This window comes from Protofrankia sp. CiP1_Cm_nod2, assembly GCF_920664355.1.
GTDB lineage: Bacteria > Actinomycetota > Actinomycetes > Frankiales > Frankiaceae > Protofrankia.
In genome coordinates this window covers 1,952-18,118 of record NZ_CAKKTL010000104.1, presented here as the reverse complement: position 1 = coordinate 18,118, position 16,167 = coordinate 1,952, and the positions used below count along the sequence as shown (strand labels likewise).

Below are 16,167 nucleotides of genomic sequence, written 5' to 3'. Positions count from 1 at the left end.
CGGTCTACTCGGCCGCCGCGGCCGGGCAGACGCTGCTGCGCCGCCGCCAGCTCGCCGGGCTGCTGCGCGGCCGCGGCGCGCACGTCGTGGACGCCCCGCCGGCGACCTACGCGGCGGCCGTCACCGACGTCTACCTGGCCCTGAAGTCCACCGGAGGCCTGTGAGCCCGGCGCGTCAGAGGGCTCGGCGCGTCAGGAGACCAGGCGTCAGAGGGGCCAGCGCGTCAGGAGACTGGAGCGAGGTCCGCGGAGAGCTCCCTGTCCAGGTCGCCGGACTCGCCGGCGGCCACGGCCCGGGCACCGTAGATCTGGACATACCCGACGAACATCGCCAGGGCGAACGCGCCGATACCGATGCGGACCCCGGCCGGCAGAGAGGACGGCGTCACGAACGCCTCGATCAGGCCGCTGACCGCCAACGCGGCCGCCAGCCCGAGCGAGATCGCGACCGCGGCCCGGCCCTCGGCCGCCAGCGCCTCCACCCGCCGGCGCGGCCCCGGGTCGATGATCGACCAGCCCAGCCGCAGGCCGACCGCGCCGGCGGTGAACACGACGGCCAGCTCCAGCATCCCGTGCGGCAGGATCAGGGTGAAGAACTGCGACGACTCGCCACAGCTCGCCATGTAACCGCCGACGATCCCCAGGTTGACCGAGTTGAACAGCAGCACCACGAGGGTCGGCAGGCCCAGCAGCGCGCCGGAGGCGATGGCCGACGCGGCCACCCAGGCGTTGTTCGTCCAGACCTGCGCGGCGAACGAGGACGCGGGATTCTCCGAGTAGTAGCGGGCGAAGTCGCGATGGCACAACTGCCGCACCTCGTCCGGCGGGAGCAGGCCGCTGTGGGCGGCCGGGCTGTGCGCCACCCACAGGCCGAGGGCCACCGCCACCGCCAGACAGGCCGCGCAGGTGGCCAGCACCCACCCACGCCGCGCGTACACCGCCGCCGGGAAGGTGACGGCGACGTACCTGCCGGCGACACGCCAGCCCGGCTCCCGCGTCCCGACCACGACGGAGCGCGCCCGGGTGACCGTGCCGGCGAGACGGTCGACCAGCACCGGGTCCGGGCCACGGCTGCGGATCACCGACAGGTGGGTCGCGACCTTCTGGTAGAGCTCCACGAGCTCGTCGAGCTCCGCCGCGGGCATCCGGCGGGGCCGCGCCGCGCGCCGGACCAGCTCCTCCAGCCGGGCCCACTCGCCGCGATGGCGGCCGACGTACGCGTCCAGATCCATCCGTACCGCCTCCCACCGCGCCCGGCACCCGGCAAAGATCACTACCCGGCACACATCGGACGGGCGGGAACAGGTGGATGTTATCCCCGCACCGCGCGGCCGACACGCTCAGGCCGCGGCCCGTGGCCGTGCGGGAAGAACCATGATCATACAGCCTTCCGGCGAGCGGGAAGGAGGACGGGAGCGCATGGCGGCCGGGCGGGCATGACACACCATCGGGCCGGTGCCGGACATCCACGGGCCGGCTACCGGACATACTCGGCACAGCGCGCGTGCACGGAGCAGGCACAGCGGCCGGAACAGCCGAACAGCCGGAACACGAACAGCCGGAACAGGCAGAGCGGGACGGACGTGAGCGGGACCGGAGCTATCGGGAATGGAGCCGCCGTGTGAACCGGCTTGTCACGGGTGAGGCGGTCACGATCGACCTGCGGGTCGCCCGGCTCGGCTCGCGGATCATCGCCGGGCTCATCGATCTCGCTCTACAGGCCGTCGTACTGGTCGTCACCGCCTGGGCCGCCTTCACCACCGTCGCTCCAGGTGACGAAGCACTGGCGTCCGCGCTCTATCTGACCGTCGTGGTGCTGGTCGTGGTCGGCTACCCGACGACGACGGAGACGCTGTGGCGGGGACGCAGCATCGGTAAGGCGGCCATGGGGCTGCGGGTCGTGCGGGACGACGGCGGGCCGATCCGGTTCCGGCACGCGTTCGTCCGCGCTCTGCTCGGCGCCGTGGTGGAGCGGCCCGGTGCGCTGCTGGCGGTCCCAGGGATGATCAGCATGCTGGTCTCCGGGCGGTCCAAGCGGCTCGGGGACCTGCTCGCCGGAACGGTCGTCCTCCAGGAACGCATCCCACCCGGCGCGGCGGTGCCCGTGATGATGCCGCCGCAGCTCGCCGGCTGGGCCGCCACCCTGGACCTGTCCTCGTTCGAGGACGCCCTGGCGCTGGCGGTGCGCCAGTTCCTCGGCCGGGCCCGGGAACTGTCGCCGCAGGCACGTGAACGCATCTGCAGCCAGCTCGCCGCGTCGGTGTACGCCGTCGTCACCCCGCCACCGCCGCCGGGTACCCATCCCTGGGCGTATCTGTCGGCCGTCCTCGCCGAACGCACCGCCCGCGCACGCTGGCAGGCCGAACGCACCGCCGGCGCGCAGTGGCAGGCCGAACGCACCGCCGGCGCGCAGTGGCCGCTCGCCGGGGCCGGCACACCACCGGCACAGCCGGCCCCGCCGTGGGGAGCCGGCCAGCCGTGGACGTCCGGACAGCCGTGGGCAGCCCACCAGGGGCAGGGGATCCAGCCAGGTCCGGACGGCCAGCCGGGAGCGGCCCAGCCGTGGGCAGCCCAACCGGGAGCGGGCCAGCCGAGGGGAAGAGAGTCCTGGGTAGCCCGGCCGAGCGATCCGGACGACGTGGCTGAGGCCCCGGCGCCGAGCCCTTTCGTACCCCCGAGCTGACCCGGCCGTTCCGGTCGCGACGGCCGGGCCCGTGGCGCCCGTGGCCGGTGCGGCCGGGGAACAGAACTTCCACCGACGAGGCACCCGCTTCCGCCCGGCGGGCCGCCGGCGGAAACGCGCGCACCCGTCCGCGGGCATTGCGGCTCACAGGAACGAGTACGCAAGTGGCTGCCACAGCAACCACTTGTTCTCTCACTCTCATGATCTGTCAATATTTGATCATGAAGGGTTGTGGCGGCGGGAGTGCGCGGAGGATGTCTGGTGGTGGCTGTAGTCAGCGCTCGCGCTGACCGTGGCGGCCTGCCAGGGGCAGGGCCGCCACGGTGAACGGGGTGGCTCCTGGGTCAGGAGCCGGCGGTCAGGAGCCGTGCTCCCAGGAGTTCAGATACTCCTCCTGGGCCGGGGTGAGGACGTCGATCGCAAGCCCCATGGTCTCCAGCTTCAGCCGCGCGACCTCCTTGTCGATCTCGAGCGGGACGTCGTGGACGCCCGGGGCCAGCGACTGCCAGGTCTTCGTCAGCCACTCCGCGGTCAGCGCCTGGTCGGCGAAGGACATGTCCATGACCGCCGCCGGGTGGCCCTCCGCGGCCCCCAGGTTGACCAGCCTGCCCTCGGCGAGCAGCAGCAGGCGCCGGCCGTCGGCCAGCACGTACTCGTCGGTCTGGTGGCGCACCCGGCGCGGGCCGGCGACGGCCAGCTCGGACAGCGCCCTGATGTCGATCTCGATGTCGAAGTGCCCCGAGTTCGCGAAGATCGCGCCGTCCTTCATGGCCTCGAAGTGCTCACGGCGCAGCACGTCCCGGTTGCCGGTGACGGTGATGAACACGTCGCCGATGGCGGCGGCCTCGATCATCGGCAGGATGCGGAAGCCGTCCATGGCCGCGTCCAGCGCCTTGGTCGGGTCGATCTCGGTGACGACCACGTTGGCGCCCAGCCCCTTGGCCCGGGACGACACCCCCCGGCCGCAGTACCCGTAGCCGGCGACGACGACGGTCTTGCCGGCGAGCAGGGTGTTGGTGGCGCGGAAGATCGCGTCCAGGGTCGACTGGCCGGTGCCGTAGCGGTTGTCGAACATGTGCTTGGTGTCGGTGTCGTTGACCGCCACCATCGGGAAGCGCAGCGCGCCGTCCTTGCTCATCTGGCGCAGCCGGATGACGCCGGTGGTCGTCTCCTCGCACCCGCCGCGGACGCCCGGGAGCACCTCGGTGCGGGTCGTGTGCAGCGTGTTGACCAGGTCACAGCCGTCGTCGAAGACGTAGTGGGGGGCGCCGTCCAGCGCCGCGTTGATGTGCGCATAGTAGCCGTCACGATCCACGCCGTTGCGGGCGAAGGTGGAGATGCCGTACTCGGCGACCAGCGCGGCCGCGGTGTCGTCCTGGGTGGACAACGGGTTGGACGCGGCGAGCGCGAGCTGCGCCCCACCGGCGGCGAGTGCCCGCATGAGGTTGGCGGTCTCGGTCGTCACGTGCATGCAGGCGGCGATCTTCACCCCCTCGAACGGGCGCTCGACGGCGAAGCGGTCACGGATCTGACGGAGCACCGGCATGGACCTGTCCGCCCACTCGATACGCGTCTTGCCCTGCTGGGCGAGCGCAAGGTCGGCGATGTCGTTCTTGGGCAGCTCTGCCATCGGAATCTTCTCCTGTCGAGGGGCTCGCGGACCCCGGGCAAGGGGAGACCGCCTACGCGGGCGAACCGGTGGGCCGGCAACGACACGATCATAGTTCCTCGCCCCGCCGGCGGCCCTGATGTCCGGATCGCCAGAGCGACCGGTGGTAGGAGCGCTCTGCATCGACGTTACGACATCCGCCTGCGCGATCCATCCTTCGCCCTGTGTGTCCGGCGAATCCGGAAGTGGTCGACGACCCCCGGGACCGGTTCAACCACCGGCCGGCACCCCGTCTCCCCTGACATGCGCGGCCCCGTCCCGCGCGCGGCCGCCGACGGGTGGATCGCCCACTCGGCCCTCGTCCGCCTCGGCCATGGAGGGCGACGAACGAACACAGAAGACGAACTATCGTAACTGTTTCAATAGGAACGATAGCAGGCAGAATGGAAAATGGTTATAAAGGGGGTGTAAACGGACGGTACCCGACGGTCTGGCAGTCCGCACAGGGACGGGTCGACCTGATCTGGCACGGCTCCCCGCCCAGGCTCGCGGTCTGGACCACGCTTACCCGCCCCAGGCCCTCACAGATGGGGCAGAGCATGTTGATCTCACGGGTGACCGGCTCGGGCCGGTCACCGGAGGCCGTAGAGCTCACCGGGCACGTCCCGCGACGCCACCCGTCACGTCGCCCGCCTCCGCAGCTCGCCCATCTCCGCAGCGTCACGGAGCAGCCCCGCTTCCACGAGCCCCGCTTTCACGAGAGCAGTTCTCGTAAGATCATTTTCTATGAAACCACTTTACGTAGCATGATAAACACAGTCCGGACACCCGGAACCTTTGACCTCAAAGAAATCACAGCAAGACCACTGGAGCGCCGCTGAAGGATCATCTACGAACCACCAACAGACCATCAGCAGGACACCAACAGATCGCCGTACGGACGGGCTGGCGCGGAACGGCCAGTGCGCGGGCCAGCTGTGCCGGCCGACCAGAGTGACCGCCCAGCCGGCCGGACCGGCCTCGAACGGCACCCTCAGAACGGGCATCCCGAACGGCATCCCGAACGGCATCCCGAACGGCGCAGCGCAGGCCGGACAGGCCCATCGGACACAACGCCAGCAGGCATGTCAGCCAGGTACAGTCGGCCAGACACGTCGATCAGGCACAACGTCGCCACATCCGGCAGCGATCGAACGCGGCGAATTCCGATCACACATACGGGCCGGCGACAATCCAGTGGGGCGTCACCGCCCCCAGCGCCACACACCTCCCTGATCTCGTGCGTGTGACATCGTGAGGACAGGCCGCAGGTGTCCACCGGCCCCGCGGGCCAGCGGCGGCATGATTATTTTTGTGCCGGCCAGCGGGCCCGACGGGTTCGAGCCCTTACGGACCGCCGTCCGGCCTATCACAGGAGGTGACCTCAACGGCCGTGCAGAGAGAGCCCACGTTCCGTGCACGACCGCGCCGTCGCACGGCAGACGCCCGTCTCACCTCGGCGCCACGCCCGCCCGCCGACACCGCCGGCCCGTCCGGCGCCCGGTCTGCCGGCACCCCGGGCGCCGGCACGAGCGGCTGGGACGCCCGGTCCGACGACGACGCCCCGGCCACCGCCGACGGGTACCGGGGCGGCCCGGCCGGCGAGGGGCCGGGCCGCCCCCCGGACCGGGGCGCGCTGCTCACCCGGATCGGGATCATCGCCTGCGCGGCCGGTGTCGGTCTCGCCCTGTTGCTGCTTCCCCTGGTCGGCGCGATCGGCCTGTTCGCGAAATCCTCGGCGGACCACTACCTGAGCCTGCCGGACGAGCTGCTCACCCCGCCGCTGCCGCAGAGCTCCCAGATACTCGCCGCCGACGGCAGCCTCATCGCGACGCTGCGCGGAGAGACGAACCGCACCGTCGTCGACGGCAAGGACATCCCGGTGGTCATGCGGCAGGCCATCGTCGCCATCGAGGACTCACGCTTCTACAGCCACGGCGGGGTGGACGTGAAGGGCGTCGTGCGGGCCGCGCTGCGCAACAGCGAGGCCGGGGACGTCCAGCAGGGTGCCTCGACGCTGACCCAGCAGTACGTCAAGAACGTGCTGCTGCAGAACGCGCACACCAGGCAGCAGCGTGAGGATGCCGCCGGCACGTCGCTCGAGCGCAAGATCCAGGAGGCCCGGTACGCCGTCACCCTGGAGAACAAGATCTCCAAGGACGAGATCCTGGAGCGCTACCTCAACATCGCCTACTTCGGCAACGGCAACTACGGCGTGGGTACCGCCGCCCAGAACTACTTCCAGACCCACATCGCCAAGCTGACACTTCCCCAGGCGGCGCTGCTCGCCGGGCTGGTGCAGAGCCCGTCCCTGTACGACCCGGTGAACCACCCCGACGCCGCCCGGACGCGCCGGGACATCGTGCTGGACCGGATGGCCGCTCTGGGCTACGTCGCCCCGGCCGATGCGGCCGCGGCGAAGGCGGCGCCGGTCCAGGTGGTCCACGCCGCGGCCGCGGCGGCGCGGGACTCGTGCGAGACGTCGAGCGCGTCCTTCTTCTGCGACTTCGTCCGCTCCCGGCTGCTGGCCGACCCGGCGCTGGGCACGACCGATGCCGAGCGCGCCCGGCGGGTCTACGAGGGCGGGCTGGTCATCAGGACGACGCTGCAGCCCAAGGTCCAGGCCGCGGTGCAGAACACGGTCAATGCCGTGATAGCGCCCGACAACCCGGTGTCGGCCACCGAGGTGGTGATCGAGCCGGGCACCGGCAACATCCTGGCGATGGCGGTGAACCGGGTGTTCGGCTCCGACTCCGCCACCAACCAGACCAAGGAGCCACTGGCGACCAAGGCGGTGTTCCAGCCCGGGTCGACGTTCAAGACGTTCACCCTCGCCGCCGCGCTCGAGGCCGGCTACGGGCTGAACACCCAGTTCTACTCACCGTCGTGCTACAGCACGAAGAAGTTCCCGCTGGACCGGCGGGACGGCAGCCCCTGCGCCACCGGCTACTCGAACGCCGACCCGGCGGAGAGCGGGGTCTACGACCTGTCCAAGGCGACCTGGGACTCGGTGAACACCTACTACATCCAGCTCGAGGAGAAGATCGGCGTGCCAGCCGTCGTCGACATGGCGGTCCGGCTGGGCATCCCCGCCTCCTACCTGGAGGACGTCCACCCCACCAAGGGGGACCTGACCATCGGCTCCGAACGGGTCACCCCGCTGGACATGGCCAACGCCTACGCCACGCTGGCCGCGCACGGCATGCGCTGCGACCCACGGTACGTCCTGTCGGCCGCGGACTCCAGCAACCAGAACGTCGACATCGCCCCCGAGCCCGTCTGCAAGCGGACGGTGACCGCCGGGGTGGCCGACACCGTGACGAGCATCCTGGCAGGGGTGATCACACAGGGCACCGGGTACCCGAACGCGGCGGCGATCGGACGCCCGGCCGCGGGCAAGACCGGTACCACGGACAACTACTCCGCCGCGTGGTTCGTGGGGTACACCCCCCAGATGGCCGCCTCGGTCGCGGTCGGCAACCCCAAGGGAGCGCAGGGCAACCCCCTGAAGGGGATCGTCGCGGATGGCCGGACATGGTCCCGCGTGTTCGGCGGGGACCTGCCGGCGATCATCTGGGGCCGGTCGCTGCGGGCGGCCCTCAGCGGCGTTCCCGCCATGCCCATGTCGAAGGCCAATCCCACCGTGGCCAAGGGCACCAAGGGCGGGCTGCTGTCGACTCCGCCGCCGCCCCCGCCGCAACCGACGGCCCCCGCCACGGCCACAACGGACACGCCGGCAGCACCGACCGCGGCGGCAGCACCGGCAGCGGCGCCGGACATCGTCGAACCCGTCCTGCCCCCCGGCAGGTTCCCGTTCCAGGGCTCGGGCGGTGACGAGCGGCCGGGCCGGTGACGGCCCAGAGCCGGCTGTGTCCCGCGGGGCGCCGTGCCGCGGGCGGTGCCGTGCCGCGGGCGGTGCCGTGCCGCGGGGCGGTTATGTCTCGTGCGCAGCCGGCGTGGGCGAGGCGCTCAGGTCGCGCACGGCAGCCACCGGTGTCGGGTCCACACCGAGCGCGAGGGCAAGGTAGACGCTGGTGTAGTCGAACAGGCCCACCAGGGACGCCAGCCGCTCCAGGCGGCTGGCCCCCTGGGCGGACAGCTCGGTGACCGCCACCGCCCGCTCGGCCGCGGCCGTGACGGCGGCCTCCGCCTGCCGGGTCACCGTCGGATGCTCGGCCTTCTGGTCGCGCAGCAGGACCAGCCGTAGCCGCACCGGCCCGGCCTCATCGTCAGCCCGGTCACGGAAGAAGTCCTCCGCCGGGCCACCGTCGGCCCCACGGACCCCGAACGCCCCGTCCAGAACGCCCGCCTGCAGGCTTGCCGCGTCGGGAAGGGCGCCCAGCAGCGCCGGGTACCCGGCGTTCGCGGCGAGCTGGCCGGCGGCCCGGCCGGCGGCCGCGGCGGTCAGCGCGGTGGTCCCCCACAGCAGGGGTAACGAACCGGCGAGCTCGAGCGCCAGCACCTTCGCCGGGCTGATGAACGTCTCGCTGGCGGGCCGGCAGCGTATCGCCAGGTCCTCGAGGCGCACCGCCGCGGCCTCGACCGCGTCCGGGCCCTCGGCGGCGGGCGGGAGAAGGCCGAGAGCCCGCACGACAGCGACAGCCGGCAGCAGCAACACCCAGTAACCCGCCCGGGCCGGCCGGCCGTCCACCACGGGGGCGGGCAGGAACAGCGCCCGCGCGCGCCCGGCGCGATGCGCCAGCGGCGAGTCGGGCGGGCCCACCGCGACCGTCCGGCAGCCGCGACGGTCGGCCTCCTCCAGCGCGGACAGGGCCGCCTCGTCGCGTCCCGAACCGGATATCGCAATCACGACGTCGGTCACCCCCACCCAGCCGGGCAGGCCGAAACCGTTGTGGACGAGCACCGGGACCGGGCAGCGCGGCCCGGCCACCGCGGCGAGCGCGTCACCGACAGCCGCCGACGTGCCCGTCCCGACGACGAGCACCGCCCGTGGACGGCCGTCGGCGGCGAGCGCGTCGGCGCCGGCCTCCCGCGCCAGCGCGGCGGACTCCCGGACCTGGCGGGCCGACGAGGCCACCTGCGGCAGCATGCCGGACGGGTCGGCGGCGTCCAGCCGGACGGCGTCATCAAGGATGCTCTCGTCCACGCCCGCGTCCCACATGTCCTGCACCATCGCATGCCCGGACCCGCCCGGGCACATCGGGGCTCACGTCCGGCCTGGCCGGGCGCGTGTCAGAGCCGTACCGGAGCGTCGGGCGTCAGAGCCAGGGCAGGACGCCAGAGCCAGAGCCGTACCGGAGCGTCGGGGCGTCAGAGCCGGGGCGGGGCCGCGGACGCCGCTGGGCCCGGCCGGATCAGGCGGAGCCCGCGTGGGAGCCCTGGGGAGCAGGCCGGGCCATCGGGCCCCGCGGGGCGGGCATGGCCCGCACGCCGCGGCCAGCCGGGCTGCCCTGCCGCCACCCCACCCTCCGGCACCCACCGTCCGGCGGAGCTGTGGGTACGTCGGCGCCCGCCGGGGCCCCGCCAGAACCCCGCCAGGGCCCCGGGCATGGCGGGACCAGGGCTCACGACAGGCCAGGGCTCACAACGGTGCGGGCACCGACGGCCGGGCCTCCCCGCCGAACGGGACGGCCTCGTCGAGCAGCATCACCGGGATCTCGTCCCGTACTGGGAACGCCAGGTCGCACGATGTGCAGACCAGCACCGGCTCACCGCCGAGGGTGTCCTGGCGCAGGGGGGCGTGCGCCGGGCACGGACAGGCGAGGATCTCCAGCAGGAGCGGGTCGAGACTCAACAGCCGACCTCCTTTTTCACAGCGGCTTCATCACAGCGGCTTCTCACAGCGGCTTCTCACAGCGGCTTCTCACAGCGGACGCGGGCGAGGACGTCGTCGCGCACCCGGGCCATCGTGGCATGGTCGGGGGCCTCCACATTGAGCCGCAGCAGCGGTTCGGTGTTCGACGGCCGCAGGTTGAACCAGACCCCGCCACCGAGCGTGACGGTGAGCCCGTCGAGATGGTCGATGTCGGCCGCGTCCCCGGCATACGCCTTCTCGATCCCGGTCATGGCCGCGGCGGCGTCGGCGACCGTGGAGTTGACCTCGCCGGAGGCCACGTAGCGGGCGTAGCCGGCGAGCAGCTGCGACAGCGGCCGCTCCTGCTCACCCAGCGCGGCCAGGACGTGCAGGGCCGCGAGCATCCCGGAGTCGGCCCGCCAGAAGTCACGGAAGTAGAAGTGCCCGGAGTGCTCACCGCCGAAGACCGCCCCCGTCCGGGCCATCTCCGCCTTGATGAACGAATGGCCGACCCGGGTGCGTACCGGCACCCCGCCGAGCTCGCGCACCAGCTCCGGGACACCCCGGCTGACGATCACGTTGTGGATGACGGTGGCGCCGGGCTCGCGGGCGAGCTCCCGCTCGGCGACGAGGGCGGTGATGGTGGACGGTGAGACGATCTCACCGCGTTCGTCCACCACGAAGCAGCGGTCGGCGTCGCCGTCGAAGGCGAGCCCGATGTCGGCGCCGGTGGCCCGCACCGCCGCCTGCAGGTCCCGGAGGTTCTCCGGTTCGATCGGGTTCGCCTCGTGGTTCGGGAAGGAGCCGTCCAGCTCGAAATAGAGCGGGTGGACCGACAGCGGCAGCCCCTCGAACACCGCGGGGACCGTACGTCCGCCCATGCCGTTGCCCGCGTCCACGGCGACCGTCAGCGGCCGGATCGCCGACAGGTCGACCAGTGCGCGCAGATGCCGGGCGTAGGGCGCGAGCAGGTCCTGGCGGGTGATGGTGCCGCGGGGCCCGATGGTGGGCGCGACGCCGGCCTCGGCCAGCGCCCGGATCTCGCCGAGCCCGGTGTCCTGGCCGATCGGCGCCGCGCCCGCCCGGCACAGCTTGATCCCGTTGTACCTGGCCGGGTTGTGGGACGCGGTGAACATCGCGCCGGGCAGGCCCAGCGAGCCGGCGGCGAAGTAGAGCAGGTCGGTGGAGCCGAGGCCAGTCATGATCACATCCGCGCCCTGGCCGGCCGCGCCGTCGGCGAACGCCTCCGACAGCGGGACCGACGAGTCACGCATGTCGTGCGCGACGACGATCCGGGGGGCGTCCAGCAGGCGCACGAACGCGGCGCCGACGCCGTGCGCGACGTCGGCGTCGAGCTCGGACGGCACGACACCCCGGACGTCGTACGCCTTGAAGATCCGCGACAGGTCGTGCACTCGTCCGCCTTCCCGATCCCCGGGCTTCCCGGCCCATAGGCTTCCCAATCCCCGGCTTCCTGGTCGCCGGCCACTGCCGGCCCCGCCGGCCCCACCAGCGCCGCCGGCGGTGGCCGTCCACGGGGCCCCGCCGTCGGCGGTCGTCCGGGAAACCCGGCCATGGCGGTGCTGACGGCAGCCATCAGCTGCCGGCGGCGACGCCGACCTTACCGACACGCCGCCGGCCTGGGCGGAACCGTTCGGATAGCCGACACCCTGCCCGTCACCAGACGCACCGAACCCGTCACGGATACGCCGGGCCAGGCACGGACGGGCCGGCCGCCAGGCGCCGGGCATGCCAGCCAGCCGGCTCGGGCGGGCCGGCTGGCTGGCATGCCCGGGCGGACCGGTGGGCCGGCTGGGCCGGCGACGGCAGGCCGGGCCGGGCCGGGCCGGGCCGGTATCAGGCCGGGCGGCGGGCCGGGGCGGCTCAGGACGGCCGGGGAAGGACCCGCAGATGGCCGCGCCGTCCTGGGGTGGGCGGGCCGGGCGGGTCGTCACGACCCGTGGGTCGGGCCACCTCACGAACCGCGTCCGCGAGCGCCTCAAGATCGTCGGAGGCCGGGCTGTGTCTGGACTCGCCCTCGATACGCACGACCGCCCAGCCCAGTGGCACGGTGAGACGGTCGGCGTGCGTCCCGCACAGGTCGTAGGAGTGCGGCTCGACGTAGGGGGAGAGCGGCCCGAGGACGGCTGTCGACTCGGCGTAGGCGTACGTGAGTGTGGCGACCGCAGCCGCTGAACATGCCGAGCGGGAGCAGCGCCGAGGCTTCACGTTCCGGACGGTAGCCCCCGGAACGGGCGACGGCCACAACCGCCCGCCGTGTCGCATCCATCCACAGAGAAAACGTAACAGATCTACGACACTTCGCATTCGCACGGTCGTCCCAACGGGACACCGGAACGCGGATACCGGCGGGCTGTGGCGGACGGTACAGCAGATCCCCCCGGGGATCCCCGGGGGGATCTGCACACTCCGCCCGGAGAGCCGTACGCTCACGACATGGCGGACAACGCCTCCACCGGCACCTCCTGGGGAACTCCCGCACCGGCCTTCCCGTCCACCCAGCCGCCGATACCCGCGGCACGTCGGCGTGACCGGCGTGGGCGCGGCCTGCGCGGGCTGCTCATCCCGCCGGAGGTGCCCGCCTACCGCAGCCGCGGCGAGCGGTTCGACGACCTCGTCCTGGACGCTGTCGAGCACCTTGAGCACCGCTGGTCGGCCGAGCTCGCCGGGGTCGAGTTCGCGGTCGAGGACGTCCCGCCCGTACCGGCCGTGTTCGGCCCGGACGACCCGGTGCCGCTGGCCCACCACCAGCCCCCGGCCGGCCGGGGGCGGTCCGCGACGCCGGACCGGATCATCATCTACCGCCGGCCACTGGAAGCCCGCGCGATGGACACCGACGACCTTGCCGAGCTCATCCTGGACGTCCTCATCCACAAGATCGCGGACATGCTCGGCATGGAGCCCGAGATCATCGATCCCGAGGGCCACGGCTGGCACGAGGACGAATAGCCAGGTGCGCCACCCGTGCTGCGACAGACGCGACATGCCGGCTTTGCGACCACCCCTGGATGTCCGCGGCGGTGCCGCGTCGGGTAGCCTGACAATCAGCCGGATCGACCGCGTGAATACCGGCGGCGACGCCGGCGGCCAGGCCAGCAGTGACGTGGGCGATAACATCGGCAATAACGTGGGTAACAACATGGGCAGCGCCGCGGGCGGCACAAATCCAGGCGGCCTGGAACACGGGGCGCACAGCGAAGGAATACGCACCGCGAGAATGTGACCGGCGGGTGCATCATGCCGCCAGCCACGGCCTCCGGCGCCGGGCCGCGTCGCTGTCAGGCCATGTCAGAACCGGCCGCGGCGCTGTAGGGGATCTTTTTCCGCCAACCGTGCCGATGGTCACGCGATACGGGGCCGGTCGCCGGTATCTTTTCCGGCCCGGCTGGGGACATCCTGCGGGAGAGGAGCGCGGAAAGGCTTTCAGCCGGCCGGCTGCCGAGCGGCGGCGACAACGACGGCTCCGGCCGGCGGCCCCTTCCGCCCGACGGAGGTCGAATAATGGTGACGAGGCGGTGAGCAATAGTGACGGCTGATCGGCCCGCCGGGATTCTGCGTTTGTTCGGGCGGGTGCGCGACTACGACTGGGGCTCACCCACCGCCATCTACGGCCTGCTCGGCGAGGCCCCCGCCGGCCGGCCGGCCGCGGAGCTGTGGCTGGGCACCCATCCGAGCGCGCCGTCCGAGACCGAGACCAGCGCCGGTGGCCGGCGGCAGCCGGCCGAGGACGCCGTGGGCCGGCTGCCGTTCCTGCTGAAGGTGCTCGCCGCCGAACGGGCGCTGTCCCTGCAGGTACATCCGGACCGGGCGCAGGCGCGGGCCGGTTTCGACGGCGAGGAACGGGCCGGCGTGCCACCGCAGGCCCCCTGGCGCCGCTACCAGGACCGCAACCACAAACCAGAGCTGATCGTCGCGCTCACCCCCTTCCGTGCCCTGGCCGGTATCCGTGACCCGCGGCACACCCTGCGCCTGGTGCGGGCCCTTGGCCATCCCCCGCTGACCGCCGCGTTCGAGCCGCTGCGCGCGGACCCCGCGGCCGGGGCCGCGGCCGTCCTGCGCACACTGCTGACGATGCCCGCCCACCAGGCGCGCGGCCTTGTCGCCGGGACCGTCGAGGCCGCCACCATGATCGCCGCACGGGCGGCGGCCGACGCGGCGGCGACCGGCAGGACGGCGACCGGCAGGACGATGGCGGGCAGAGCCGCGGCCGGCAGGACAGCGGCCGGCAGAGCGGCGGCCGGCAGAACGGTAGCCAGCGGGGCGACAACGCCCAGAGCGGCGGCCAGCGCGACGACAGCCATGACGGCCGACATAACGACCGACGTGGCCACGGCCGCCGACCTTGTCATCCGGCTCGCCGCGGCGCACCCCGGCGACGTCGGTGTCGCCGCCGCGCTCCTGCTCAACGACGTGCTGCTCCAGCCGGGGGAAGCGCTCTTCCAGCCGGCCCGCCTGCTGCACGCCTACGTCCACGGCATCGGCGTCGAGATCATGGCCACGTCCGACAACGTGCTGCGCGGCGGGCTGACGTCGAAACACGTCGACGTGGACGAACTGCTGCGCGTCCTGGATCCGACGCCGACCGGGGCACCCGTGCTCACCCCTCGGACGGTGGGCGGGACGGCCGGGATCATCGTGCGCACCTGGGATGTGCCGGTCGACGATTTCGCGCTGACCGAAGCGATCTGTGGCTGGACGGCTCCCGACCGGGCAACGCCGGACTGGACGGCGCCAGGCTGGACGGCCTCCGACCGGACGGCCTCCGATTGGAAGGTGCCCGGCTGGGCCGCGCCCGCCTGGACAGCTTCCGGCGGGCGTGTCGGCCACGACGACATCCCCGCCGGAAACGCCTCCCGCGCGGGCGCCCTCGACGCGAGCGCCTTCCGAGGAAGCGCCGCTGCCGGAAACGTCTCCCGTGGAAACGTCTCCGGTGGCAGTGCCGCTGGCCGGAACGCCCACGGTGGACGGAACGCCCACGGTGGGAACGCCCGTGACGGGAACGCCCTCGGCGGTGCGGTCACCATCCGGTGTCCGGCCATCCTGCTGGTGACCGAGGGCGCCGTCACGGTGGAAGGCGTGGGTATCCGCCCGGTGGGGCTTCGCCGGGGGCAGGCGGCCCTGGTGCCCCCGGCCCCGACCAGGGCACCGGCAGCGGACGGGACGCTGACCCTGAGCCTGTGGGGGCGAGGCAGGGTGTTCATCGCCTCACCCGGCTCGCACCCGCCACCACCGCCCTGACCGGCCGGCTGGCTGCCCGCCCCCTGGAGGCCGGCCGGCCTGGGCGTCAGGGGCCGGAGGTGGGGCCGGGCTGTCGGCGGAAGGCAGCCCGGGGGTCCTGGAACAGGGTGGGGACGAACACCGTCCGCGGCGCCGCCGACAGGGTCAGCGGGGCGACCCAGTCGGTCGTACCGATCGTCTGCGCCGCGACCAGCGGCCCGCCGCGGGTGACCATCCGCACGGCACCGGCCGACCCGACGGACACCGTCCGACCGGCCGGGATGCGCAACGGGCTCCCATCAATCCATACTGTCACCATGCTTTCCGGTGCGGTGAGCACCAGCGCGGAAAGTGTCCGATCAGGCGCGACAGGCAGCCGTATGGCGGCTGTAGCGTCAGGTTCGATCATGTCTGCCGCGCCGACCCAGCGGTACTCCCGCGCCAGCGGCACGGCTGTCACGGCCGGTGGCCTCCCGGCCGGCCGCGCCCCTGCCAGGGCTGGCGCGGCTCCCACCGCGGGCAGCCCGAGACCGGCGACCACCGGCCCGCCCGAGAGCACGGCCACCCGCACCGCCGCCGTGCCGACCCGCTCCGGTGACGCCACGGCGCCGGGCGTGAGCGCCGGTAACCGCAGGACACCGCCGCCGGGCACCCGTACCGCCGCCAGGCCCGGCGGGGTGAAGCGTGCGGACGCGGTGAGCAGCTCCAGACGGATCACCGCGTCCGTCTCGGGGGCGGCCACCACGACCTGCGCGCCCGCGATCCCAGCCGGTATCCCGGCCGTACCGGCCAGCACCAGCGAACCGCCGGCTCCGGAGCCGGCCGGCCCAGGCCCGGTCACTCC

10 protein-coding genes and 1 pseudogene are annotated in these 16,167 nt (G+C 72.8%); 4 read left to right on the top strand and 7 right to left on the bottom strand.

The features are described from left to right. Nucleotides 1-223: 223 nt before the first annotated feature. Nucleotides 224-1,231, bottom strand: a complete 1,008-nt coding sequence (locus NBW84_RS13220; protein WP_250284970.1) for a stage II sporulation protein M — start codon at nt 1,229-1,231, stop codon at nt 224-226. Between the two features lie 389 nt (nt 1,232-1,620). On the opposite strand from NBW84_RS13220, the gene NBW84_RS13215 reads away from it, so the two are divergent. Beyond that, nucleotides 1,621-2,682, top strand: a complete 1,062-nt coding sequence (locus NBW84_RS13215) for an RDD family protein (RefSeq protein WP_250284969.1) — start codon at nt 1,621-1,623, stop codon at nt 2,680-2,682. Nucleotides 2,683-3,040: 358 nt separating this feature from the next. On the opposite strand, the gene ahcY is transcribed toward NBW84_RS13215, so the two are convergent. After that, complete coding sequence (ahcY, locus tag NBW84_RS13210; RefSeq protein WP_250284968.1) at nt 3,041-4,312, bottom strand: adenosylhomocysteinase; 1,272 nt, start codon at nt 4,310-4,312, stop codon at nt 3,041-3,043. 1,411 nt (nt 4,313-5,723) lie between these two features. Between ahcY and NBW84_RS13205 the strand changes: the two genes are divergently transcribed. Then, on the top strand, nt 5,724-8,183 hold the full coding sequence (locus NBW84_RS13205) for a transglycosylase domain-containing protein (RefSeq protein ID WP_250284967.1): 2,460 nt from the start codon (nt 5,724-5,726) through the stop codon (nt 8,181-8,183). Between the two features lie 81 nt (nt 8,184-8,264). On the opposite strand, the gene NBW84_RS13200 is transcribed toward NBW84_RS13205, so the two are convergent. The 4 genes from NBW84_RS13200 to NBW84_RS13185 form a co-directional block, all read right to left on the bottom strand. Further along, complete coding sequence (locus NBW84_RS13200) at nt 8,265-9,452, bottom strand: SIS domain-containing protein (protein ID WP_250284966.1); 1,188 nt, start codon at nt 9,450-9,452, stop codon at nt 8,265-8,267. Between the two features lie 420 nt (nt 9,453-9,872). Next, complete coding sequence (locus NBW84_RS13195; RefSeq protein ID WP_250284965.1) at nt 9,873-10,085, bottom strand: Trm112 family protein; 213 nt, start codon at nt 10,083-10,085, stop codon at nt 9,873-9,875. Nucleotides 10,086-10,141: 56 nt separating this feature from the next. Then, nucleotides 10,142-11,500: a phosphomannomutase/phosphoglucomutase gene (locus NBW84_RS13190; protein WP_250284962.1), complete on the bottom strand. Its 1,359-nt coding sequence runs from the start codon at nt 11,498-11,500 to the stop codon at nt 10,142-10,144. Between the two features lie 469 nt (nt 11,501-11,969). Then, nucleotides 11,970-12,314, bottom strand: a complete 345-nt coding sequence (locus NBW84_RS13185; RefSeq protein ID WP_250284961.1) for a DUF3499 domain-containing protein — start codon at nt 12,312-12,314, stop codon at nt 11,970-11,972. A 228-nt stretch (nt 12,315-12,542) separates the two neighbouring features. Between NBW84_RS13185 and NBW84_RS13180 the strand changes: the two genes are divergently transcribed. Next, nucleotides 12,543-13,055 carry a metallopeptidase family protein gene (locus NBW84_RS13180; protein ID WP_250284959.1) on the top strand — a complete coding sequence of 171 codons (513 nt, stop codon included), beginning with the start codon at nt 12,543-12,545 and terminating at the stop codon, nt 13,053-13,055. Nucleotides 13,056-13,631: 576 nt separating this feature from the next. Continuing rightward, complete coding sequence (locus tag NBW84_RS13175; protein WP_445548274.1) at nt 13,632-15,344, top strand: type I phosphomannose isomerase catalytic subunit; 1,713 nt, start codon at nt 13,632-13,634, stop codon at nt 15,342-15,344. A gap of 46 nt (nt 15,345-15,390) precedes the next feature. Here the strand turns inward: NBW84_RS13175 and NBW84_RS13170 are convergent. Then, a pseudogene (locus tag NBW84_RS13170) lies at nt 15,391-16,167 on the bottom strand (hypothetical protein); the annotation flags it as partial.